Origin of the sequence: Erwinia phyllosphaerae (genome assembly GCF_019132875.1) — a bacterium.
Classification (GTDB): domain Bacteria; phylum Pseudomonadota; class Gammaproteobacteria; order Enterobacterales; family Enterobacteriaceae; genus Erwinia; species Erwinia phyllosphaerae.
Genome location: NZ_JAHSPF010000001.1, coordinates 140201 through 162797 on the forward strand (window position 1 = coordinate 140201; position 22597 = coordinate 162797).

Below are 22597 nucleotides of genomic sequence, written 5' to 3' on the forward strand. Positions count from 1 at the left end.
AAAAAAGGGCCGATAAGCATCGGCCCTGAGGGAGTGAAAAAACTAGAACCCGAGGCTGTCAAGCAGGTCGTCGACCTGATCCTGGTTCGCCACCACGCCGGGCGCTTCACCATTGATCTGCGGACCATTTTTCAGGCTGTCGGCGTCTTTCTTCGGACGCACAGGCTGTTCCGGCATATTTTCCAGCAGCACCATCAACAGCTGGCGCTCAATCTCCTGGATAACGTTCATCATGCGCTTGATAACCTGACCGGTCAGGTCCTGGAAATCCTGCGCCATCATGATTTCCATCAGCTGAGCATTGGTGAAGCCCGTATGCTGTGGCACCGATTCCAGATAACCACGGGTATCCGAAACCAGCGAGCGGGCGTCTGCCAGTTCGATAGGATTCTCAAACCACTCATCCCAACGGCCTTTCAGCGCTTTAGCTCCATTCTCCATCTCTGTCTGGTGTGGCTGTGCAGCCTCCACGCAGTTCAGCGCGCGTTCGGCCGCCTGAGCGGTCATTTGCACTACGTAGTCCAGGCGATCGCGGGCGTCGGGAATGGCTTCCGCCGCTTCAGCAATGGCCTGATCCAGTCCCAGCTCACGCAGGCTGTCGCGCAACATCCGCGTCAGCGAACCGATTCGGGAGATAATGTCGTGCGCGGACGCATCGGCATTTGGTTTCGGAAGTTCGCTCATCTCGGCTCCTTACATACCCAGCTTTTCGAAGATCTTGCCTAACTTCTCTTCAAGTGTTGCTGCGGTAAAAGGTTTAACGACATAGCCACTGGCACCCGCCTGAGCAGCCGCAATAATGTTCTCTTTTTTGGCTTCGGCCGTGACCATCAGCACCGGCAGTTTGCCGAGCGTGCCGTCTGCACGGATGGTTTGCAGCAGCTGCAAGCCGTCCATGTTTGGCATGTTCCAGTCTGAAATCACGAAGTCGAAGCCGCCAGCGCGCAGTTTAGCCAGGGCGTCAACGCCGTCTTCTGCTTCTTCAACGTTATTGAAGCCGAGCTCTTTCAGCAGGTTACGGACGATACGACGCATCGTGTTGAAGTCGTCGACGACCAGAAACCGCATATTTTTGTCAGCCATAATTACTCCTGTTTGTGTAGCCCCGCGGGACGGGCGCTGCGTTAGATACGTAATGCCTGTCCGGCGCTAATTTTTGCCAGCATGTGCTGGCTGATCTGGTGGAGATCCACCACTTCACTGGCGCCCCCGAGCGCTATCGCCTCGCGGGGCATACCAAATACGACACAGCTCGCTTCGTTCTGGGCAATGGTCCAGGCACCGGCTTTGTTCATGGTCAACAGACCGGCGGCCCCATCGTTACCCATTCCGGTCAGAATGACGCCTACGGCGTTACGACCGGCATGTTGCGCAACTGATTTAAATAACACGTCTACCGAAGGTTTATGACGATTGACCGGTGGGCCATCATGCAGTTTCACCTGATAGTTTGCGCCGCTGCGCGCCAGCTCCATGTGCATCGCGCCCGGCGCGATATAAGCATGGCCCGGCAGCACGCGCTCGCCGTCTTCCGCTTCTTTTACCGTGATCTGACACAGCTTGTTCAGACGCTCGGCGAAAGAGCGGGTAAAACCTGGCGGCATATGCTGCGTAATCATCAGCGCCGGACTGGTGGCCGGCAGTGGTTCAAGCACGTGCCTGATCGCTTCCGTTCCGCCCGTTGAAGCGCCGATAGCGATAAGCTTTTCGCTACTCAGCATCGGCCCGGCTTTCAGCATGACCGGCGTCGGTGCCGCACGGCGTACATGCAGTTTCGCTCTGGAAGCGGCGCGCACCTTGTCGGCAATCATCTGGCTGTAGGCCAGCATGCCTTCGCGGATACCCAGCGAGGGTTTGGTCACAAAGTCCACCGCACCCAGCTCCAGCGCGCGCAGCGTCACTTCAGAGCCTTTGCCGGTCAGCGAAGAAACCATCACCACCGGCATCGGCCGCAGGCGCATCAGCTTTTCCAGAAAATCCAGTCCGTCCATGCGCGGCATTTCGACATCCAGCGTCAGTACGTCAGGATTAAATTCTTTGATTAAATCACGTGCCACCAGCGGATCGGGCGCTGTCGCCACCATCTCCATGTCTGAATGACCATTGATGATTTCCGTCATCAGCTGACGCATCAGCGATGAGTCATCAACACATAACACTTTGATTTTGCCCATTATCTTTCCTTAGTCAGCCCGTAAACCGTCTGGCCTCGCAGGTAAAACTCTTTGCTGATCTGGCTGAAGTTTTCAGAATGACCGGCAAACAGGATGCCGCCAGGTTTTAGCATGGGTACAAAACGCCGCAGGATCTTTTCCTGCGTTTCTTTATCGAAATAGATCATCACGTTGCGGCAGAAGATCGCATCGAACGGTCCCGGCACGGCCCATTCATTGCCCAGCAGGTTGAGCTGGGAAAAGGTGATGGTGTTAGCCAGCTCAGGACGCACGCGCACCATGCCGGCGTGTGGGCCAGTCCCGCGAAAGAAGAAGCGCTGTAGCTGCTGTGGAGACAGCGTACGCAGCTCTTCCTGGCGGTAGACGCCCGACATCGCTTTTTCCAGTACCTGGGTATCGATATCGGTCGCGTGCACCTGGAATTTGCCAGGACCCGCGCCTAACGTCTCGGCCAGCGTCATGGCGATAGAGTAAGGCTCTTCACCGGTTGACGCCGCTGCACACCAGACGCTAAAGCTGCCACCGCGACGTTTGGCGTGGTCGGCCAGAATCGGAAAGTGGTGCGCTTCACGGAAAAACGCCGTCAGGTTAGTAGTCAGCGAGTTAATAAAAGCCTGCCACTCTGCACTGCCGGAGTCGCTCTCCAGCAGCGCCAGATAGCGACCAAAATCGTCGATACCTAACGTTCTCAAGCGGCGTACCAGACGGTTGTAAACCATCTCGCGCTTGTGGTCGGCCAGAACGATGCCAGCCCGCTGATAAATCAACTGACTGATACGCTTAAAGTGCGTATCGGATAACGGCAGACGCTGCACCATTTGTGACAGCATCGTTGCGTTTTCCGGCGGTGCTAACAACGTCGATTTTTTCATCCAGATCCACCCTGCAAGGTACAGATTAAGGGGTTAAGTCATTATTTTTCCCTGTGGCCTGCGCGGTCGTTAAGGTAAAAACCTCTTATCCGGGCGGCCCGAGCGTGCCTGGGGCTGCTGCCGCTTCCACTACCAGCGCGGCGTTCTGTTATGTGTTTTACGCTGTCTGAGGGCGCTAACCCGGCGATTCATTCAGATTGCTTCTCTGATTATCGGCAGCAGTTCGAACTTCCTGAGCTAAAATTGCGTTAATACGCTGTTTTTTACTGCCCGCGACATAAAAACACCCTCTCACGCGTAAGATGCTTTAATGTCGCGCCGTCATCGTCAGACGACGGCGCGTGATTACTTAGAACGTTTCCCAGTTATCGTTAGAAACTGCGGCAGCCTGCGCCTTCTTCGGCGTGCTTACCGGCAGCGGCTTGCTGACGGCCTGAGCGATGCTCTCTTTACGAATGCGGAACACGGCGACGGCCTGGTTGAGTCGGCTGGCCTGCGCTTCCAGCGCCGCAGCGGCGGCGGCAGATTCCTCTACCAGCGAGGAGTTCTGCTGCGTTACGCGGTCCATCTCGGTGACCGCGATGCCAATCTGGTCAATACCGCGGCTCTGTTCACCAGAAGCCGAGGCGATTTCGCCCATGATGTCGGTCACGCGCGTTACCGCATTGACGATATCCGCCATCGTTTCACCGGCGCTTTCTACCTGCTGCGATCCGGTATCGACACGCGCCACGGAATCTTCAATCAGACTCTTAATTTCTTTGGCCGCCTGGGCACTACGCTGCGCCAGGTTGCGTACTTCACCGGCAACCACGGCAAAGCCACGGCCCTGCTCGCCCGCACGCGCTGCTTCCACCGCGGCGTTCAGCGCCAGGATATTGGTCTGGAAAGCGATGCCGTCGATCACGCTGGTGATATCAGCAATTTTCTTCGAGCTGCCCGCGATGTCGCTCATGGTTTTCACCACGCCATCCACTACCTTGCCGCCTTTCTGCGCGGTTTCCGACGCGCTCAGCGCCAGCTGTGAAGCCTGACGGGCGTTTTCGGCGTTTTGCTTCACCGTAGCGGTCAGCTGTTCCATACTGGCAGCCGTTTCTTCCAGCGAGGCGGCCTGCTCTTCGGTACGAGCAGAGAGGTCGTTATTGCCTGCGGAGATTTCAGTGGCGCCGGTAAAGATAGCGTCAGAACCGTCACGCACATCGCTGACCGTACGCACCAGCGACTGCTGCATGTCGCGCAGGCTTTGCGCCAGCTGCGTCATTTCGCTACGGCCTTCCACCTCGATAGTCTGCGTAAGGTCACCGCTGGCGATATGGCGAATATGATCGATGTTTGCGTTCAGCGGCAGCAGCAGCAGTTTACGGATGCCGCTCCAGGCCAGGGCGATAACCGCAGCGGAAACCAGCAGCACGCCCAGCAGCAGCCAGATGGTCTGATGGTAAGCATCAGTGTTAGCCTGAACCCCTTTTGCGGTCAGACCGTTAACCACGTCCTGCCAGTGGTTATAAGCCTGTTGAAACTGCTCCTGATAGCTCTGCGTCGGCTGGGCAACAAAATCGTTGAAACGGCCGGTCTGCATCATTACTACCAGGTCTGCCAGCGCATCATGGAACTGCTTGTATTGCGCCTGCAATGCCTGGACGTCTTCTGCCTTTTTCCCGTCTTCGCTCAGCGTGGCGTTAAACGTCGCCATTCCTTTATCAGCCGCAGCCAGATCTGCCTGCGCCTGCGCCATCAGATCGCTGGCAGTCGCGCCCAGACCTGTTTTGTTAACGTCCAGCAGATAGCGAATACCGGCGCGGTTCAGCGTGTTGCGCGCCTGGACCAGCGAAACCCATGCCGTGCCCATTGCCTGCTGCAGGACGCGCATTTGCTGGTTGAACTCAAAATTTTCCTTGTCATTCTGTACGGTTTTAAAAAACAGACCGCCAGTTCCCAACTGCAGTACAGCAAACAACACCAGCACGCTAACCAGGCCGGTCACCACTTTTATACTCTTGAACATAACTACCTCAGTAGGGGGGCTATTTGGTTTAGTTATCGGCAAGGGCCAAGGGAACTTTATGCAGGCACAGCACGGATTATGCGTGATTCGGCCAGGTGCGAAATCTGCCATTACAGCGCCACCAAAAGGGACGAATCGTTGCTGTGCGTTACACTGTCTTAATGATGAATAATGCTTTGTAAAAGCCCCCGGGAATTTACTGATGCATCGCCGGGCCAGCCAAAAATTCATTCGCTTATTGTTCAGGGAGTAGCAACCATGTCAGACGATCCGCTTGCTAAATTTCATACCTGGTGGGACGAGGTAAAACGCGATGCGGCACTGAAGCATCCCGGCGCAGTATGTGTTTCCACCGTCTCTGCGGATGGTGAACCCAGCGCACGCTTTGTCGATCTGAAGTCTGCCGATGACCAGGGCTTTACTTTCTGTACGTGGTTTGATTCGCGTAAAGGTAAAGAGATAGCGCAAAACCCTAACGTCGCCCTTACCTTCTGGTGGGAAGCAAAAGGCTATCAGGTGCGCGTTGAAGGTGTGGCACAGCGGGCCTGCGAGCAGCAGTCGGAAAGCTTGTGGTCTACGCGCTCGCGCGACGCGCAGCTGACCACGCTTTGTTTTCAGCAGAGCCAGCCATTAAGCAGTGAAGACGAGCTGGCAAAAAAGCTCCGGCAGGCCAAAGAAGAAACCGCAGGCCAGCCGATCGAAAAGCCTGAACGCTGGGGCGGCGTGCAGGTTATCCCCCGAACGATTGAATTTCTGACCTTCCGCGACAACCGCCTGCATCTGCGAGAGCTTTATACGAGGACAGAAGATCGGCGCTGGGAAAAGCAGCTGCTCCAGCCCTGAGGCTTTTCTCCGATTGCCGCGCGTTTCGTTGCCAGAAGCATAAAAAAAGCCCGGTCAGAACCGCCCTTTATCTGGGTCGGCGCTGTACCGGGCTTGTGCAGCAGGTCTTAAAAAACCCGCTTTTAATCTTTTACTGGTTCGTTATTAAAACGTTTCCCAGTTACCTTCGTCAGTGGCCGCAGCAGCTTTACGCGGCGCGGATTTAACGGTACGGGCAACTGGCGCGGCGGCGCGACTACCCTGGTCTTTGCGTACGCGGAATACGGCAACGGCCTGAGTCAGACGGCTGGCCTGATCTTCCAGCGTAGCCGCAGCGGTAGCGGATTCTTCCACCAACGTGGCGTTCTGCTGCGTCACACGGTCCATCTCGGTGACCGCGATGCCAATCTGGTCAATACCGCGACTCTGTTCATCAGAAGCAGAGGAGATTTCGCCCATGATATCGGTCACGCGTGTTACCGCATTGACGATATCCGCCATCGTTTCACCGGCGCTTTCTACCTGCTGCGATCCGGTATCGACACGCGCTACTGAATCTTCGATCAGGCTCTTAATTTCTTTAGCCGCCTGGGCACTACGCTGCGCCAGGTTGCGCACTTCGCCAGCAACCACGGCAAAGCCACGGCCCTGCTCGCCCGCACGCGCTGCTTCCACCGCGGCGTTCAGCGCCAGGATATTGGTCTGGAAAGCGATGCCGTCGATCACGCTGGTGATATCAGCGATTTTCTTCGAGCTGCCCGCGATGTCGCTCATGGTTTTCACCACGCCATCCACTACCTTGCCGCCTTTCTGCGCGGTTTCCGACGCGCTCAGCGCCAGCTGTGAAGCCTGACGGGCGTTTTCGGCGTTCTGCTTCACCGTAGCGGTCAGCTGTTCCATACTGGCAGCCGTTTCTTCCAGCGAAGCGGCCTGCTCTTCGGTACGGGAAGAAAGATTGGTGTTACCCGCAGCAATTTCCGTAGCGCCCGTATAGATAGCGTCAGAACCATCACGCACATCGCTGACCGTACGCACCAGCGCCTGCTGCATGTCGCGCAGGCTGGTTGCCAGCTGCGCCATTTCGTTACGGCCTTCAACCTGGATCTCGTGCGTCAGGTCGCCGCTGGCGATATGGCTGATATGTTCAATGTTTTCCTGCAGTGGTTTAATCAGCACGGTACGCAGACCAATCCAGCACAGTGAAATCAGTGCGATAACCAGCACCATCACGGCACCAATCACCCACAGCATTTTGGCGTAGGCGCTTTCGTTATCTACCGCACCCTGCGCGGTCAGCACGTTCTGTGCGGCACGCCAGGTAGTGTAAGCATCCTGCATATCGTTTTGCTTCTGCTCAATGTTCAGTTTGAACATTTCAGTAAGCTGTCTGTTTTCCATCAGCGTCAGCATCTGGCCCAGCGTTTTAGAATAGCTGTCGTAATTCTTTTCCAGCTGTGCAATAACGGCCGCATCCATCCCTTTGGTATTAGGGATTGACTGGTAGCGCGCATAGGATTTATCCGCGCTGGCCAGCAGGCTTTTGCCCTGATTGCTAATATCCGTCAGCGAAGCGCTATTGATATTATTTGCCGTGTCGCTCTGTATACGCAGCATGCCGCGGTTAATAGCAATACGAGTCTGGTTGAGCGATACCCATGCATCGGTAAAAGCCGCTACGTTCTCGCTGGAGTTTTGTGCAATAGAAAAATTGGTTTTATCATTGGTCAGCGCGTGAATAAATAATCCGCCCGCCAGCAGCTGAAGCGTGCCGAATACCAGCAGCACTAACAGCAGGCTGGTAACGACCTTGATGCGTTTAAACATAGGATACCCCTGGTAGAAGAAATTGAATCAACGTTTAATTTATCGGCGTTAATTTTTAGAACTTTATGCAGGCAGCAAACAGATTTACTAAAGTGATACTTTAATAAGTAAATTAATTTTTTAGCCTGGTTAACGGATTTAAGATATAAAAAACACCCCGGCAGTTTCCTGCTCACAGGGTGTTCTTATTCTTTATTTAAAGCTAAGCGTTATGCGCTGCGCAGCGTATCCATCAGCGCCATCTCGTCGCTGTTAAGCAGCTTCTCGATATCGACCAGAATAAGCATGCGCTCGCCCAGCGCGCCCAGACCGGTTAAATATTCGGTAGACATCGTTACCGCAAATTCCGGTGAAGGACGGATCTGATCGGTGGTCAGTGACAGGACGTCGGAAACGCCGTCAACAACAATCCCCACTACGCGCAGCTCAAGATTTAAAACAATAACCACGGTGTTTTCGTTATATTCCACATCCGGCTGTGCGAATTTAACGCGCAGGTCGATGATGGGTACAATAACACCGCGCAGGTTAGTCACGCCTTTAATAAAGGCTGGCGTATTGGCGATACGGGTTACCTGATCGTAACCACGGATCTCCTGCACTTTCAAAATATCAATACCGTATTCTTCGTCACCCAGTGTAAACACCAGGAACTCCTGACCAACGGTTTCGCCAGCGAGTTTAGTGACAGTTGCCATTCCAGTCATAGTTTTACCCTTATCGGTTAAAGTCAGGCTGCGGCTCCCGCCACACGCTTTTCACGGTTGAGAGACTGCAGAGCCGACACGTCGACGATCAGCGCTACGCTACCATCACCGAGGATGGTTGCCGCCGAAATGCCCGGTACTTTGCGATAGTTACTTTCAAGGTTTTTGACCACCACCTGGTGCTGGCCAATCAGTTGGTCTACCAGCAGCGCGTAGCGTTTGCCTGCGCTTTGCAGGATCACCACGATGCCCTGCGTTGCTTCGGTTTTCGCGCCATGCACGTCAAAGACGTTCCACAGCTCAACCAGCGGCAGGTACTCGCCACGCACTTCCAGCACGCGCTCGCCACCGGCCAGCGGATGCAGGTCGCCAGCCAGAGGCTGCAGCGATTCCATTACCGCATTCAGCGGCAGAATAAAGACTTCGTCCGCGACGCGAACGGACATGCCGTCCAGAATAGCCAGCGTCAGCGGCAGCAGGATACGAATAGTGGTGCCCTTGCCCTGCTTAGAAGCGATTTCCACGTGGCCACCCATCTCCTGGATGTTACGTTTCACCACGTCCATGCCTACGCCGCGACCGGAAACGTCGGTAACCTGTTCCGCCGTTGAGAAGCCAGGCGCGAAGATCAGCATGCCGACTTCTTCATCGCTCATGCCGTCATGCACCGGCAGGCCGGAAGAGAGCGCTTTCGCGAGGATACGTTCGCGGTTCAGGCCGGCACCGTCGTCGACCACTTCAATACAGATGTTGCCGCCCTGATGTTCCGCAGAAAGCGTCAGGTTACCCGTACCGGATTTGCCGGCAGCCACGCGTTTTTCAGGCGATTCGATACCGTGGTCCAGGCTGTTACGCACCAGATGGGTTAACGGATCGATAATGCGTTCGATCAGGCTCTTATCCAGTTCGGTGGAGCTACCCAGCAGCGTCAGCTCAACGTCTTTGCCCAGCTTGCTGGCAAGGTCGCGAACCAGACGCGGGAAGCGGCTGAAAACGTATTCCATCGGCATCATACGGATGGACATCACCGATTCCTGCAGGTCGCGGGCGTTGCGTTCCAGCTGGCCCATGCTGTTCAGCAGGTCGCCGTGCGCAACCGGATCCAGCTCGTTGGAGCGCTGCGCCAGCATCGACTGGGTAATCACCAGCTCGCCGACCAGGTTGATCAGCTGATCGACCTTTTCTACCGCCACGCGGATACTGGTGGATTCGCTGGCCTTCGCTGCTGCCGGTTTCTTGGCGCTTTGCTTTGCCGCAGGCGCAGCTTCGGCAACCGCTGCCGCAGCAGGCTGTGCCGCCGGAGCCGGGGCTTCTTCCACTACGGTCAGCACTGGCGCTTCCGCCACGGCTACCGGTGCAGAAGCGGCATCCAGAAATTTGATTTGCGATTCTTCAATCACAAAACAGAGCACCGCCACGATATCATCCTGGCCGACCGAAGAATCCAGCGTCACCTCTACCGACGTTTCACCTTTGGTCACGTCAGAAAGCGTCCCCAGATTGCCCAGCTCTTCCAGCATCAGCGGAATTTCTGACGGCTTCAGGTTAACCAGCGCCAGGCGCAGGCCAGCAGCTGGCGCAGCGGCGGCTGGCGTCGAGGCTGCGGCTGGTGCAGCGGCTACGGGCGCGCTTTCGCCTTTGGCTTCCAGGGCCAGCTGACGCAGTGCCTGACAGATATAGGCGAAGGTAGCCGCATCCGGCTCCGTCGCGGTTTTATAGGCATCCAGCTGTTCCTGCATAATATCTTTGGTTTCCAAAAACAGGTTGATGATAGGCGTGCTCAGCTGCATTTCGCCGCGACGCGCGCCGTCAAGAATGTTTTCCAGGATGTGCGTGGTTTCCTGCAGAACAGTAAACCCAAAAGTCCCCGCTCCGCCTTTAATGGAGTGGGCCGCACGGAAGATAGCGTTAAGCTGTTCCGCATCCGGTTCCTGTGGATCTAAGCCCAACAGGTGTTGTTCCATGTCGGCCAACAGTTCGTCGGCCTCATCGAAAAACGTTTGATAAAAATCGCTGATATCCATGCTCACGGTATCACCTCTGCTGTGAGTTGCGATCGGTCTGGGCCGCTGGCGCAGGCGATGCTGGTGTTAAAGTTGGTGCTGCCTGTCCACCTACCGGCTCAGCCTGTGAGGGTTGAGGGTCTGGTTTTTTCGCCGCGTCGCCCGGTACGGACGGCGCCACTATTTTCGGTAAACTTGCTACGTCGTTATCGTTGACCTGTACCGCGTCGCTTTCAGAGTTCTCTTTCTCAATCTGCGCTTCGGTATCATGGTTCAACACCAGCAGGCTGATTCGACGGTTAACAGCATCGTCGCCGCCGCGGTTTTTTAACTTCATGGTGTCCGCCATGCCGACCACGCGCAGCATCTTGCTGCTGTCCAGGCCGCCGACAACCAGCTCCCGGCGGGAAGCGTTGGCGCGGTCCGCCGACAGTTCCCAGTTGCTGTAGCCGCGCTGGCCGTTGGCGTACTGAATATCATCCGTATGGCCTGACAAACTGATCCTGTTCGGGATATCGTTCAGAATCGGCGCAATGGCGCGTAAAATGTCACGCATATAAGGTTCAACATCTGCGCTACCGGTTTTGAACATCGGCCGGTTCTGACTATCGATAATCTGAATGCGCAAACCTTCTTCTACCATGTTGATAATCAGATGCGGACGCAGCGCCTTCAGTCGCGGATCGGCTTCAATCAGCTGATCCAGCTTTTCGCGCAGGCGGTTTAAGCGGATTTCATCCAGCTTGCGTTTTTCCGCATCGATATCAGGGATCTTGTGCACTTCGCCTTTCTTCTGTGACGGATCCATTCCGCCGCCAGGGATCACGCTGGTGCTTTCACTGCTTTTGGTGCCGCCGGTAATCGCTACACGCAGCGGCGTTTTAAAGTAATCGGCAATGCCGGCCAGTTCCTGAGGCTTGGCAATCGCAATCAGCCACATCACCATAAAAAAAGCCATCATCGCGGTCATAAAGTCGGCGTAGGCAATCTTCCATGAGCCATGGCTGCCCCCGTGACCGTGCTGCTTTTTCTTTTTGACGACTACAATGGGGTGACTGTCGTGTTTCATGCATCCTGTCCTTTCGCTGGCGCTTTAGCGTTGCGGACATGCTCTTCCAGTTCGGTAAACGACGGACGCTCGGTGGAGTAAAGCGTTTTACGGCCAAACTCGACGGCGATCTGCGGCGCATAGCCGTTCAGGCTGGAAAGCAGCGTCACTTTGATGCACTGCATCATCTTGGTGACTTCGGCACATTTCTGATGCAGAACGCCAGCCAGCGGTGAAATAAAGCCATATGCCAGCAGGATACCCAGGAAGGTTCCCACCATCGCATGGGCAATCAGCTCACCCAGTTCGGCTGGCGGGCGGTCGGCAGAAGCCAGCGTGTGTACCACGCCCATGACCGCCGCAACGATACCGAAAGCGGGTAAAGAGTCGCCTACAGCACCGATGGCCGTTGCCGGCACGCCGCACTCGTGCTCGTAGGTTTCAATCTCTTCATCCATCAGGGCTTCGATTTCAAACGCGTTCATATTGCCGCTCACCATCAGTCGTAAATAATCAGTGATAAAGTCCACCAATCTTTTATCGGCAAGGATGCGCGGGTAATTAGCAAAAATTTCACTTTCCTTCGGACTTTCAATATCCCCTTCCAGCGAGAGCATGCCCTGCTGGCGCGATTTGGCCATCAGGCGATAAAGTAACGCCATCAGATCCATATAAATCGCTTTATTATATTTTGAGCCTTTCATTAACAGCGGCATCGCTTTCAGCGTGGCTTTAATTGCTTTGCCGCTATTTCCCACAATAAACGCACCAATGCCTGCGCCGCCGATAATTAACAGTTCAGAAGGTTGGTAAAGCGCGCCAAGATGGCCGCCGACCATTGCGTAGCCGCCCAACACTGAACCGAGAACCAGGATATACCCCAATATAACTAACACAATAAATCCTTACGTCTGGCGACGTGTGGGTTGAAGATGAACCGGAATAAGGCAGGTTGTTGCAACACGCGGGCAAAAAAAAAGCAGCGGTATTAACCGCTGCTGGATTCACTCCACGTGGTGAACATTAAACGGCAAGTTTTACCTGTTCATCCAGCAGTTGTGAAATATTATCGGCAGGATCTGCGATAAGTTTACGTCTTTTTACCGCACGTGATGGCGGCTGGCACAGGCTGCAGACAAAGCTGCCAACAGGCTGGTGCGCGTGGTTAATAAAGCTACCGCCGCAGCATTTACAGTCGGAAAGCTCCAGCATTCCGCTCTCAACAAACCGGACTAAGGTCCAGGCGCGGGTCAGCGCCAACAGCGGGCCTTCGTCCTGTTGCGGGCATTGCTCCAGGTAGAGACGGTAAGCTTTAATTACCGCATCTACGCCGCTGCTCAAACCGCTTTTGAGTAAGAACTGCCATGCGTTACAGAACATAGAAGAATGAATATTCTGTTCCCATGTCATAAACCAGTCGGTAGAAAAAGGCAGCATGCCTTTTGGCGGTGGGCTGCCACGCAGTTCTTTATATAATTTAATTAAGCGGCCGCGGCTCAGCTGCGTTTCGCTTTCTAACATTTGCAGGCGAGCGCCCAGCGTAATTAATTCAATAGCCAGCTGAATATCACGTGCTTCCTGAACAATACTTTTTTCGCTCATTAACTTGCCCTCTTTTTCGGCATGTCGTCATTTTTTGCAGAAGCATTACGTAATAAACGGCTGGACAACAGAATGCCGGTGTGGATTTGCTGCAAATCGTCCACGCGAGATTCCTGAGTTAAGCGATTAATCGTGGCATGGTCAGTAAAACGGAACTGACAAACCAGCTGATTAGTCTCGGCCAGTTTTACCATTTCTGGCAACGTCAGCTGAGCAAGCGCATCGGCCATTGGCTCGTCGATGCCCAGACGAAACATAGCGGAGGCTTTTTCCTGATTAATAAGGCGTTGAGCAAGCAACAAGTAGGACAAGTTGATATCGTAAATATGTTTTAGTAATTCTGATGTACCCATTTTTTTTCCATCCCGACTGACACGACTTAAACGTTGGCGGATTGCGCCGCTACCTTTGTTGCTGCTGGTAAATCTTCTTATGGCAAAAAATTAAGTGGCAGAAGCCAAACGTTCGCGAAGCTTCAGTCGGTCCTAAAAAAACACGCTGAAGAAAGTAGTCATTAACTCATTTTGCCAGCTACAGCTCCCTTGTTTTCGTCCTTTTTCCTGACGCATTCCCTGCTCAATCTTGCCCTTGATTAGGACTATTCCGAAAACAAGGCAACTTTATATGCTCTAATTTCCGGATACAACGGAGGCCACCATAAATTTTAGATAAAGTGTGACGTAGATCACACTTTTGGGGGTATTTTAACTAAAATATCCTTCAGAAATGCTGTTGATTAGTTCACTAACTAAGCACTTTCGGCCCTTTTTGTTAAATTTTAACGTTACGGGATCATTTACCAACGAAAATGGTTTCTTTTAGGTCGATTGAATAACTACATAGTGTGTTTTTGCATCTTGTTAGCTATTTATATCGCTTAAAGACAATTAAATGGCGTTAAAAACCAAAAAAGCCATGTTAATGGCGTGTAAAACGTAATCACCAAAGGTGACTATCTGCGGCGGGAAGGAATGTCTGAATGTGACCATATGCAGGTTTATAGCAAGAAGTGTTTGGCTAGTGTAAGCCGCGTGGGGCTTGTGTTTGGCGCATGCCAGGAGATGTAACTAATGATTACATAAGGAATGTGAATGTTTGAGCAGAAATTTTAACCTTGCTACCTTAGTATCGGCATCATCGCTGATTTCTTTAGACAAAAGTCTTAATTTTTCTGTTTTTCCTTTTTTTTGGCCCTTTTGTGGGTAATTAGTACACAGCTTTTTCTTCAACGGGCAAAAAAAAGGGGCGATCTGCGATCGCCCCTGAATTTACTGGCATGACTTATGCTAGGCGGGGAAAGGTGGCGACTTTATTCGCCCCTCCCTGTGCCTCATTGCGTACCGGCAATGCCTTTAAATCTTTCAGATAAGACTGACGCCAGTGGGTGATATCGTTTTTGCGTAGCACCGCCATCATGTCGTTGTAGCGCGAAATACGCTCGTTCAGCGGCATGGTCAGCGCCTGGTTAAGCGCGGCGGCCACTTCGTCCCGGTCGTAAGGGTTAACAATCAGCGCGGAGGTCAGCTCGTTGGCAGCGCCTGCAAAGCGCGACAGCACCAGCACGCCCGGGTCTTCCGGATTCTGTGCGGCAACGTACTCTTTCGCGACCAGGTTCATCCCGTCACGCAGCGGCGTCACCAGACCGATATCGGTCAGGCGGAAGATTTTCATCAGCAGGCGGCGGTCGAAGTGCTGGTTCAGGTAATAGAGCGGTGTCCAGCCCAGCGTGCCGTATTTGCCGTTAATACGCCCTGCTTCCGTCTCCAGCTGGTGACGGATATCCTGATAAGCCTGCACGTCACCCCTTGAGGTTGGCGCAATCTGCGAATAGCGGATCTTACCGTGATGCTGCGGATAGTTCTCCAGCAGCGCTTCATAAGCAAGGAAACGCTCCGGCAGGCCTTTTGAATAGTCCAGACGCTCACAGGCGATAATGTTCTTCGCATCGCCCAGATCGCGCTTCATCGCGGCCATTTTCGGCGGCAGTGGCCCTTCGGCCATCTCTTTGATGCTGTCTGGCTCGATACCGATCGGATAAACCTCGGTGGCAAACTGGTTGCCAAAGGCGACATGGGTTTTGCCGCTGCTTTGTACCTGGGTCAACAGCGATAAGCACTCCAGGAAAGCCGTACGGTCACTTTCCGTCTGGAAGCCGAGCAGATCGTAATCGCACATCATTTCCAGCAGTTCGTTATGCGGCGGCAGTGCGTTGAAGATTTCCGGCGTCGGGAAAGGGATATGCAGGAAGAAACCGATACGATTTTTTACGCCCAGCTTGCGCAGCGCGGCGGCAAACGGCAGCAGGTGGTAATCGTGGATCCACAAAATATCGTCCGGCTCGATTAACGGCAGCAGGCGTTCCGCCAGCTTGGTATTTACGTTGCAGTAACCTTCCCAGGCATCACGCTGGAAATTCACTAAATCGAGGCGGTAATGGAAGGCTGGCCAGACTACTGCATTAGAGAACTGCAGATAGTAGAGGTCATAATCGTTCTGGTTCATACCGAAAGAGGCGTAGGTGATATTGTCTTTCTCAAACAGATCCAGCTCGTCTTTTTCGGTGTCATTGATCTCGCCATTCCAGCCAAACCACATGCCTCCGGTCGTTTTTAGCGCGTCTACGATGCCGACGGTCAGGCCGCCTGCGCTGGCTTTAGAACCGTCTGGTACAGCGATGCGGTTAGATACGACTACTAAGCGACTCATAACCTTGACTCCTTAATGACTTATCGTCTCTTCTAATAATGTTTTTTCAAGCCAGTGATAAACGCTGGCGACATCCGGCAGACGGTAGCCTGCTGACGTGCTGCCTTCACCGATCTTGATTGTTATGCCGTCCAGGGCATTGACCGCGTCAAAACCTGCTTCGTCGGTCAAATCGTCACCTAAAAATACCGGCGTTCTGCCAGCGAACGGGGCCTGCTGCATAAAAGCAGAGATAGCTGCCCCTTTATTGACGCCTTGCGGTTTCAGCTCCACCACGCATTTGCCCGGCTGTAGCGTGAGCTGCGGGAAACGTTGGGTCATCTCTTCTGCCAGCGCCAGGATATCCTGCTGATAGTGCGGCGCGCGGCGATAGTGCAGCGCAAAAGCCATACCTTTGGTTTCCAGCTGCGTGTCCGGCATTTTCGCTACGGCATCGCTTAATAAAGAAGAGAGCGAAGCGGCAACGTCGTCCGGCAGGGAGAGGCGTTCGATATGGCCGCTGGCGTCACGGCGTTCTGCACCATGTACGCCAGCAAGAGGAAAACGCAGCGGCGCGACCAGCGCGTCCAGTTCGCTGACCGGACGGCCAGAAACCAGCGCCAGTGCGCCATCGCTCTGTTTAGCCAGTCGCGAAAGCGAAGCTTTAACGCTGTCGGGAATAAAAACTTCTTCCGGGCGTGACTGAATGGCAGCCAGCGTCCCGTCTACATCAAAGAAAAAAGCGTAACGGCCATCTGGTGACAGTGGCGGTAGTGATTCCAGCGTGTTCACAACTCTTCCTCCTGATTATGTGTGCCACGGCGATACGTCAATCGGCCTCTGGCTGACTGACGCTGGCGGGAGCAGACGACCTGTCTGCAATGCCCACAACGCACGAGGAAAAAAATTTTTAGCGGATGCGGCACCAGGCCGGAGTGAGAAAGAGGATGCGTTAGAGAGGGTTGTCGCTGCTGATTCCTTCTGCATTTTTTCTGCACGCCACGTGCAGTCAATCTCACCTCATTGCCACATACGTAACAATTGTCAGCATTCAGTATAGACGCTGATAACGGCTCTGCCAGACGTCATGGCGGCGCGGAGCCGTTCATTGCGCCTGTAGCGTGGCAAATAAGTGGGCAAAAAGCGCCAGGAGTAATACGAAATTGTGAAAATTTTGGAAAAAACAGGAAATATAGAGTTGAAATGTTAAAGGCGGAGAGATCCGCCAGGCGTCAGATAACGGGCGACATCCACAGCGCGGTCAGGTTGTAGTGGCTCCAGGTGTCCGCCTCTTCCGGTCCGATAATACTGTCCCAGCAGTAGCGGTCAGCCAGGTCGATCACTTCCGGGCGCAGCATCTGGTTAGCCGAAAGCGAATAGAAGACGCATACCTTGGGTAGCAGCAACGAGCTGGCACCCGGCTCAACCACTACCGCGACGCGCTTGGAAGCGAGACGGACAATTGAACCCAGCGGATAGATGCCCACGGCTTTCACAAAAGCATAAAAGATTTTGCGATCGAAATGCCCTTCCCAGCTTGCCATCTGGTGCATGGCGCTGGCCGGGTTCCAGCCCGCTTTATAGGGCCGGTTTGAGGTTACGGCGTCATAAACGTCGCAAATGGCTGCCATGCGCGCCAGCTGCGAAATATCCTGCCCTTTCAGGCCGTGTGGATAGCCGCTGCCGTTGATTTTCTCATGGTGATGCAGCGCAACGTCCAGCACGGCATCTTCGCCGCCGCTGCGACGCAGCAGGTCTTCACCCATCACCGGATGCTGTTTCATAATGTCGAACTCTTCGTTCGTAAGCTTGCCGGGTTTGTTGAGGATCTCCAGCGAAATCCCGGCTTTGCCCACGTCGTGCAGCAGCCCGGCCGTACCGGCCAGACGCGTCTGTTCATCATCAAGATTAAGCTGACGGGCGAGCGAGACCATCAGCGCGCAGACCGCCACGGAGTGAAGATAGGTATAGTCATCGTGCGTTTTCAGCCTGACCACGCTTAGCAGCGCGGCGGGATGCCGGTTGAGCGAATCGCCTATCTCATCCACCAGCGGCAGCGTACTGCCGGTATCAATGGTGCGGCCCAGCCTGGCATCGCTGAACATGCTCATCACCTGGCCCTTTGCGTGCAGGCAAATAGCCTGTGCCTGGGCGATTTCTTCATGGATGCCCGACACCTGCGGTAAAATTTGCTGCTCGTAAATCGCGTCCTGCTGGTCCGGCCCGCGGCCTTTCGTCAGATCGATCCAGACTTCTTTGATGCCGCTTTCCGCGATAACCTCTATCTGCTGCTGTGTAGCCAGCAACATATGGTTGCGCACAAGGGGATGCTTCAGCCAGAACACTTCCAGCTTGTGCACATACATGCCAATACGTAATTCGTTGGTCTGAATTCTTATTATCATTCCGCCTCTCCTGACCTCCTGCCTTTTCCTCCATTCAGCACAAGTATCGGCGCCGGTGAAAAAACCTTCAGCTATTGCGGTCAGTAATTTTTCTTTTTACGGATTATTTACATTCTGGCTGAAACGGGCCGTCCTGCCTAAAAGGGTAAGCCACTTTTCAGCTTTTGGGAGAGGAATAACAACCTTAACGAGGCCGGAGATGCCTCTTTTATATTTGCATGAAGGAGTTACAAACGCGGATAACGCAAAAAGAAAAAAACTAATGGAAGACGTTATCGTCGTCGGCGCGGCGCGTCATTCTGTCGCCTTCAGCCATTTGCGCGGTACGAATTTCCCGGATAGCGGCAAGGCAGGCTTTACGACGCGCTTCATCAGGATCTTTTGCCGCCAGCAGGCGGAGTTCCTGAATAAGGGAAGCGGGATTAAGGGGACGCTGCTGTTCAAGAATGGCGAGGGTCGCCTCTCCCAGCATGATTTCTCTTAGTTTCTCGGAATGGTGATTGTCCATAGAGGCTTCTCTGGCTTGATGTTACATGCCGTGTGGATCGTTTTTCCGCAGCGGCCAGGGCAAGAATGCCTTAACCGACGCGGAAAGAAAAGACAGGCCGGACGAACAGCGGGCATAACAAAAGGTGACTAAATACTCAGATTTCACGACCAAACAGCATAGCGATAAGTTCGTGATGATGCTTTTCAAGATCGGCCTGCTGACTGTCTGCCAGACGGCTTAACAGCTTTGCACAGATGGACTGGCGGTTTACCGTCATGCCACATTTCAGAATCTCCATCACTACCTGGCCCAGCGTTTCCTGATGAGAAGGCACAGCATCAGCGCTAAAATACAGGCTCATCTCCGCTGTTTGTGAGTTAAAACTGTCCTGACGCATAATGGATCCTCTTAAGCAGGTGAAAAAGTGCCCTAAGGGGTGACGTAATCGACCCTGTACAGCTTTCAAAGTAATGTACAGTATCTTAAATTTCTGCGAGGCGTTTTTTTTGCAAAAAATGCTGTTTTGCGACAGTTTATGGCGTAGATGGTCACACTTCATTCAAAAGTGTTCAATTATTCCTTAATGATGTTAGCGCATTAGCGCAAAAATGCCGCTGGCGGTAACAAATTAAGAAAAGTTGTACAACTTTGAGAATGGCAGGCAAAACGGACGTTTCGCCTGCCGGGGGATTATTTTTTAGGAATGTTAACGGCGGATTTGCCTGTTGCTTCGTTTTCAATTGGCGCTACTGAACCAAGGTCGGTGCCGGTTACCGGGTTGACGGAAGGATCGGAAGCGGTACGCGTTGCCAGGTTATCCAGATCGGCTTTCTGATCGACCGGCAGTCCCAGACTCGCCATCCCGTCGCCACCATCTACCGCAGGCTGCGGGTTGGCTACATAGGTGAAGTTTTCGTCCGAGTTCCAGCTGCCGCGCAGATCGCCGCCTTCGGACATGTTGTAGTAAACGTTAGCGTACTGCTCAACCGGCGGCAGTTTGCCCGCAGGGAAGTTATTACGGATAGAGTAAAGCGCTTTTTCAAAGGAGATCTGGTGCGCGACTTCACGCGTCATCAGGAAGCCCAGCGCATCTTTTACGCCCGGATCGTCCGTGACGTTAATCAGGCGCTCGTACAGGATTTTTGCGCGTGCTTCAGCAGCAATATTGGAGCGCAGGTCGGCGGTAGGTTCACCGATGGTATCAATATAGGCTGCCGTCCACGGCACGCCGCCAGAGTTAGTCAGCGCCGGGCCACCGCCGTACAGAATCGACGTCAGATGGCTGTCGTTGCCGTTACCGGTGATAGAGCGGTACAGCTCGCCCTCTTCTTCCGTGCCTTCCGCCAGCTTGCCTTTGGCGCCTTTATTCAGCATGCCCACCAGCGAGCCGATGATCTCCAGATGGCTCAGCTCCTCGGTGGCGATATCCATCAGCATATCGCGACGTCCAGCATCCTCGTCGGCCAGACCCTGGGTAAAGTAGCGGCAGGCGGCGGCCAGCTCGCCCTGTGGTCCACCAAACTGTTCCAGCAGAAGATTGGCCAGGCCTGGATTCGGCTCGGCTACGCGAACAGTGTATTGCAGTTGTTTTACGTGTTTGAACATAGCTCACTCCAGTATAAACAGGCTTACGGTTCTGCTCTGTGGCAGGTTGTCCGGTATTCTCTAACCTGAACTGTTGCGGCAACGTACTTTACGCAGGCTAAAAGCAACATTCAGGTTTAGAAAACCCACATCAAGCGTAGTGCATATTCAGGGAGCCGCTAGCCGCAGGCCGCTATCTTTCTGCTCGCCAGGGCCATTTTATTCTGTTACCCGCGCGCTGAAATATTTTGAAAACTTATTGAATCACATAACAATTTGTACGAAATGTTTCTGAATGGCGGAGAGCGGCCGATCGTGGTCTATGCTTGCCCTCAGGTTTTAACAATGAGGAGAAAGCAATGAAGTACAGAAAGCTGGGCCATTCGGGCCTGATGATTTCTGAGCTGACGCTCGGTACGTTAACCTTTAACGGCAAGGCCGGTTTTGAAAAAACCGGTAATGTAGATGCCAAACAGGCGCGTCGCTTCCTGGAAATCGCGCTGGAACAAGGCGTCAATACGGTGGATACCGCCGACCTTTACTCGCAGGGTGGCGCGGAAGAGACGCTGGGCGAAGCGCTGGCCGACTACCGCGATCGATTTATTCTGGCCACCAAAGCCCGCAGCCCGATGAGCGACGATCCCAACGACAGCGGCGCAACGCGTTTTCACCTGATTAAGTCCTGCGAAAACAGCCTCAGACGTTTAAAGACCGATCATATCGATCTCTACCAGATCCATAACTGGGATGGCGTCACGCCGGTGGAAGAGACGCTGCGCGCGCTGGAAGACCTGGTGACCAGCGGCAAGATTCGCTACTTCGGCACCTCTAACTATACCGCCTGGCAGATGATGAAAACGCTGGGCTATGCCCAGGCAAACCATATCCTTAAGCCGGTCAGCCAGCAGATTTACTACACGCCGGAATCGCGCGAGGCGGAGTTTGAACTGCTGCCGATGGCGCTCGATCAGCATATTGGCACTTTTATCTGGGGGCCGATGGGCGAAGGTTTACTGACCGGCACCGTCCAGCGCAACACCAAAACGCCGCCGACTTCGCGCCAGGGCAACGGCTGGCCGGAACCCTACGTACACGATATGGAACACGCCTATAACGTTATCGACGTGCTGACCGAGGTAGGCAAAGAGCATAACGTTTCGACCGCGCGAGTCTGCCTTGCGTGGCTGTTGACGCGGCCTGGCATTACCTCGCTGATTGTCGGCAACCGTAGCGAAGCGCACCTGAAAGATAACCTGGCCGCAGCGGAACTGAAGCTGAGCGAAGCGCAGATTAAACGCATCGAGCAGGTAACGCGTCCGGCTCCGCGCTATCCTTACTGGCACCGCTTTACCAGCGGCATGGACCGGCTGGATCCGTCAGAAAAAGTCTTTCTGGACGAATATAAGCAAACGCTGGATGAGCGCAGAGACTTGCAGAAATAACCATCTGGCGAACCCGAAAGCGGGTTCGCCGCTCGCGTCGCGAAAGTTGTGCGGCTAGCGCGAGCGCTGAGTCATCATCGCCAGTGACCAGACCTCGCGCGTGCAGCGCGGACAAACCAGCTTTTGCCGGGCCTGTAACCGCTGCGTCAGTCCGCAATGGTTGCAGGCATATAACCCGTCTGACGGCATTTGCGTAAAGTCAGGCCGGTGCTCCGGTGGCAGTACCGAAAGCCCCGGCCGCACCTCGTCCGCATTGTAATAATAAGCGCTGATATCGCCATCCAGCTCAATCAGCGCCAGCCGAACCTGCCCCAGATGCTCGACGCCTTCCTGACGAAGCTCCATAAAAAACTCGTTTTCGGAGATATTCAGGCCGTCGAGGCTGTCGAGCTTATAAAGCCCGTCCTGAATTAACGTAATCACCTCGCCTTCGATCAGCTTTGAAAAGCGAGGACTGCGCGCGGTCAGAAAAGTGGTCAGGCGATAGAGCGCCAGCAGCACCACAAATACCATCGCCACCGGCAGGACCGGCACATCGTTGTAAAAGGTGACGTCGCCAGCCGCTGAACCCAGCGTCAACACAATCACCAGCTCAAACAGCGACAGCTGGCGAATGCCGCGCCTGCCGGAAATTTTAAGAAAGGTGAAGACGATAACGTAGGCGAATACGACGCGTACCACGACTTCGCCCAGAAAGGTAATGGAAAGATTGTTAAGAAGGAAACGGTGCCAGTCGAAGTTGAACATAAGCAGGTATCATTATCCGCAAAATAAAAAGCTGAAGATCCCTCAGCAGACATCACTCTTTTAGCAAAGCGTAAACCAAACCCTTATGGCATTTTTTCGTGACAAAAACCATTGATAAGTCTTTGTAACTGCGCCGGTTAGCCTTTTTTTAGCGGAAATGATGCCTGTCCGGCCAGTCTGAATACAG

The 22597-nt window shown here is 53.9% G+C and carries 21 protein-coding genes; 2 read left to right on the forward strand and 19 right to left on the reverse strand.

Annotation, left to right across the window (positions count from 1 at the left end; all coding sequences use genetic code 11):
- Positions 1-42 precede the first annotated feature (42 nt).
- The 5 genes from cheZ to KUE00_RS00725 all read right to left on the reverse strand — a co-directional run bounded on the left by cheZ (position 43) and on the right by KUE00_RS00725 (position 5051).
- Entirely contained in the window at positions 43-684 is a 642-nt protein-coding gene (gene cheZ, locus KUE00_RS00705) for a protein phosphatase CheZ (protein ID WP_246757581.1), read from the reverse strand.
- 9 nt (positions 685-693) lie between these two features.
- The gene (gene cheY / locus KUE00_RS00710; protein ID WP_034935773.1) at positions 694-1083 is read right to left on the reverse strand and encodes a chemotaxis response regulator CheY; all 390 of its coding nucleotides are present in this window, start codon (positions 1081-1083) and stop codon (positions 694-696) included.
- Between the two features lie 41 nt (positions 1084-1124).
- Entirely contained in the window at positions 1125-2174 is a 1050-nt protein-coding gene (locus KUE00_RS00715; protein ID WP_246757582.1) for a protein-glutamate methylesterase/protein-glutamine glutaminase, read from the reverse strand.
- Positions 2174-3046 carry a protein-glutamate O-methyltransferase CheR gene (cheR, locus tag KUE00_RS00720; RefSeq protein WP_246757583.1) on the reverse strand — a complete coding sequence of 291 codons (873 nt, stop codon included), beginning with the start codon at positions 3044-3046 and terminating at the stop codon, positions 2174-2176. Before cheR ends, KUE00_RS00715 begins: the two co-directional genes overlap by 1 nt.
- A 349-nt stretch (positions 3047-3395) precedes the next feature.
- A complete protein-coding gene (locus KUE00_RS00725; protein ID WP_246757584.1) occupies positions 3396-5051 on the reverse strand; it encodes a methyl-accepting chemotaxis protein in 1656 nt (551 codons plus the stop codon).
- A 258-nt stretch (positions 5052-5309) separates the two neighbouring features.
- Between KUE00_RS00725 and pdxH the strand changes: the two genes are divergently transcribed.
- The gene (gene pdxH / locus KUE00_RS00730; protein ID WP_246757585.1) at positions 5310-5894 is read left to right on the forward strand and encodes a pyridoxamine 5'-phosphate oxidase; all 585 of its coding nucleotides are present in this window, start codon (positions 5310-5312) and stop codon (positions 5892-5894) included.
- 144 nt (positions 5895-6038) lie between these two features.
- On the opposite strand, the gene KUE00_RS00735 is transcribed toward pdxH, so the two are convergent.
- From KUE00_RS00735 to KUE00_RS00795, 13 genes are all read right to left on the reverse strand, one after another.
- Positions 6039-7697 (reverse strand): methyl-accepting chemotaxis protein, encoded by a 1659-nt coding sequence (locus KUE00_RS00735; RefSeq protein ID WP_246757586.1) that lies wholly within the window; start codon positions 7695-7697, stop codon positions 6039-6041.
- 209 nt (positions 7698-7906) lie between these two features.
- Entirely contained in the window at positions 7907-8404 is a 498-nt protein-coding gene (gene cheW / locus KUE00_RS00740; protein WP_246757587.1) for a chemotaxis protein CheW, read from the reverse strand.
- Positions 8405-8427: 23 nt separating this feature from the next.
- Positions 8428-10428 carry a chemotaxis protein CheA gene (gene cheA / locus KUE00_RS00745; RefSeq protein WP_246758055.1) on the reverse strand — a complete coding sequence of 667 codons (2001 nt, stop codon included), beginning with the start codon at positions 10426-10428 and terminating at the stop codon, positions 8428-8430.
- A gap of 10 nt (positions 10429-10438) precedes the next feature.
- Positions 10439-11476 (reverse strand): flagellar motor protein MotB, encoded by a 1038-nt coding sequence (gene motB, locus KUE00_RS00750; RefSeq protein WP_246757588.1) that lies wholly within the window; start codon positions 11474-11476, stop codon positions 10439-10441.
- On the reverse strand, positions 11473-12351 hold the full coding sequence (gene motA / locus KUE00_RS00755; RefSeq protein ID WP_246757589.1) for a flagellar motor stator protein MotA: 879 nt from the start codon (positions 12349-12351) through the stop codon (positions 11473-11475). The genes motB and motA overlap by 4 nt, the downstream gene beginning before the upstream one ends.
- A 127-nt stretch (positions 12352-12478) precedes the next feature.
- A complete protein-coding gene (gene flhC, locus KUE00_RS00760) occupies positions 12479-13057 on the reverse strand; it encodes a flagellar transcriptional regulator FlhC (RefSeq protein ID WP_246757590.1) in 579 nt (192 codons plus the stop codon).
- Complete coding sequence (flhD, locus tag KUE00_RS00765; protein ID WP_246757591.1) at positions 13057-13410, reverse strand: flagellar transcriptional regulator FlhD; 354 nt, start codon at positions 13408-13410, stop codon at positions 13057-13059. The genes flhC and flhD overlap by 1 nt, the downstream gene beginning before the upstream one ends.
- 928 nt (positions 13411-14338) lie before the next feature.
- Positions 14339-15763: an alpha,alpha-trehalose-phosphate synthase gene (gene otsA / locus KUE00_RS00770; protein ID WP_246757592.1), complete on the reverse strand. Its 1425-nt coding sequence runs from the start codon at positions 15761-15763 to the stop codon at positions 14339-14341.
- 12 nt (positions 15764-15775) lie between these two features.
- A complete protein-coding gene (otsB, locus tag KUE00_RS00775) occupies positions 15776-16534 on the reverse strand; it encodes a trehalose-phosphatase (protein ID WP_246757593.1) in 759 nt (252 codons plus the stop codon).
- Positions 16535-16974: 440 nt separating this feature from the next.
- Positions 16975-18147 (reverse strand): HD-GYP domain-containing protein, encoded by a 1173-nt coding sequence (locus KUE00_RS00780; protein ID WP_246757594.1) that lies wholly within the window; start codon positions 18145-18147, stop codon positions 16975-16977.
- A gap of 259 nt (positions 18148-18406) precedes the next feature.
- On the reverse strand, positions 18407-18655 hold the full coding sequence (locus KUE00_RS00785; protein ID WP_246757595.1) for a hypothetical protein: 249 nt from the start codon (positions 18653-18655) through the stop codon (positions 18407-18409).
- Between the two features lie 136 nt (positions 18656-18791).
- Entirely contained in the window at positions 18792-19034 is a 243-nt protein-coding gene (gene ycgZ / locus KUE00_RS00790) for a regulatory protein YcgZ (RefSeq protein ID WP_246757596.1), read from the reverse strand.
- 293 nt (positions 19035-19327) lie between these two features.
- A complete protein-coding gene (locus KUE00_RS00795; protein WP_246757597.1) occupies positions 19328-20242 on the reverse strand; it encodes a manganese catalase family protein in 915 nt (304 codons plus the stop codon).
- 338 nt (positions 20243-20580) lie between these two features.
- Between KUE00_RS00795 and KUE00_RS00800 the strand changes: the two genes are divergently transcribed.
- Positions 20581-21663, forward strand: a complete 1083-nt coding sequence (locus tag KUE00_RS00800) for an aldo/keto reductase (RefSeq protein ID WP_246757598.1) — start codon at positions 20581-20583, stop codon at positions 21661-21663.
- A gap of 54 nt (positions 21664-21717) precedes the next feature.
- Here the strand turns inward: KUE00_RS00800 and KUE00_RS00805 are convergent, their stop codons facing one another.
- Entirely contained in the window at positions 21718-22410 is a 693-nt protein-coding gene (locus KUE00_RS00805) for a DUF421 domain-containing protein (protein ID WP_246757599.1), read from the reverse strand.
- Positions 22411-22597 lie beyond the last annotated feature (187 nt).

Bases quoted from the DNA above. Each gene is read 5' to 3' on its own strand.
- KUE00_RS00800 (WP_246757598.1), top strand. From the start codon at position 20,581: ATGAAGTACAGAAAGCTGGGCCATTCGGGCCTGATGATTTCTGAGCTG.
- motB (WP_246757588.1), bottom strand. From the start codon at position 11,476: ATGAAACACGACAGTCACCCCATTGTAGTCGTCAAAAAGAAAAAGCAG.
- KUE00_RS00725 (WP_246757584.1), bottom strand. From the start codon at position 5,051: ATGTTCAAGAGTATAAAAGTGGTGACCGGCCTGGTTAGCGTGCTGGTG.
- cheR (WP_246757583.1), bottom strand. From the start codon at position 3,046: ATGAAAAAATCGACGTTGTTAGCACCGCCGGAAAACGCAACGATGCTG.
- cheZ (WP_246757581.1), bottom strand. From the start codon at position 684: ATGAGCGAACTTCCGAAACCAAATGCCGATGCGTCCGCGCACGACATT.
- KUE00_RS00780 (WP_246757594.1), bottom strand. From the start codon at position 18,147: ATGATAATAAGAATTCAGACCAACGAATTACGTATTGGCATGTATGTG.
- KUE00_RS00805 (WP_246757599.1), bottom strand. From the start codon at position 22,410: ATGTTCAACTTCGACTGGCACCGTTTCCTTCTTAACAATCTTTCCATT.
- KUE00_RS00735 (WP_246757586.1), bottom strand. From the start codon at position 7,697: ATGTTTAAACGCATCAAGGTCGTTACCAGCCTGCTGTTAGTGCTGCTG.
- cheY (WP_034935773.1), bottom strand. From the start codon at position 1,083: ATGGCTGACAAAAATATGCGGTTTCTGGTCGTCGACGACTTCAACACG.
- cheA (WP_246758055.1), bottom strand. From the start codon at position 10,428: ATGGATATCAGCGATTTTTATCAAACGTTTTTCGATGAGGCCGACGAA.
- KUE00_RS00715 (WP_246757582.1), bottom strand. From the start codon at position 2,174: ATGGGCAAAATCAAAGTGTTATGTGTTGATGACTCATCGCTGATGCGT.
- KUE00_RS00785 (WP_246757595.1), bottom strand. From the start codon at position 18,655: ATGGACAATCACCATTCCGAGAAACTAAGAGAAATCATGCTGGGAGAG.
- otsA (WP_246757592.1), bottom strand. From the start codon at position 15,763: ATGAGTCGCTTAGTAGTCGTATCTAACCGCATCGCTGTACCAGACGGT.
- KUE00_RS00795 (WP_246757597.1), bottom strand. From the start codon at position 20,242: ATGTTCAAACACGTAAAACAACTGCAATACACTGTTCGCGTAGCCGAG.
- pdxH (WP_246757585.1), top strand. From the start codon at position 5,310: ATGTCAGACGATCCGCTTGCTAAATTTCATACCTGGTGGGACGAGGTA.
- flhC (WP_246757590.1), bottom strand. From the start codon at position 13,057: ATGAGCGAAAAAAGTATTGTTCAGGAAGCACGTGATATTCAGCTGGCT.
- cheW (WP_246757587.1), bottom strand. From the start codon at position 8,404: ATGACTGGAATGGCAACTGTCACTAAACTCGCTGGCGAAACCGTTGGT.
- flhD (WP_246757591.1), bottom strand. From the start codon at position 13,410: ATGGGTACATCAGAATTACTAAAACATATTTACGATATCAACTTGTCC.
- ycgZ (WP_246757596.1), bottom strand. From the start codon at position 19,034: ATGCGTCAGGACAGTTTTAACTCACAAACAGCGGAGATGAGCCTGTAT.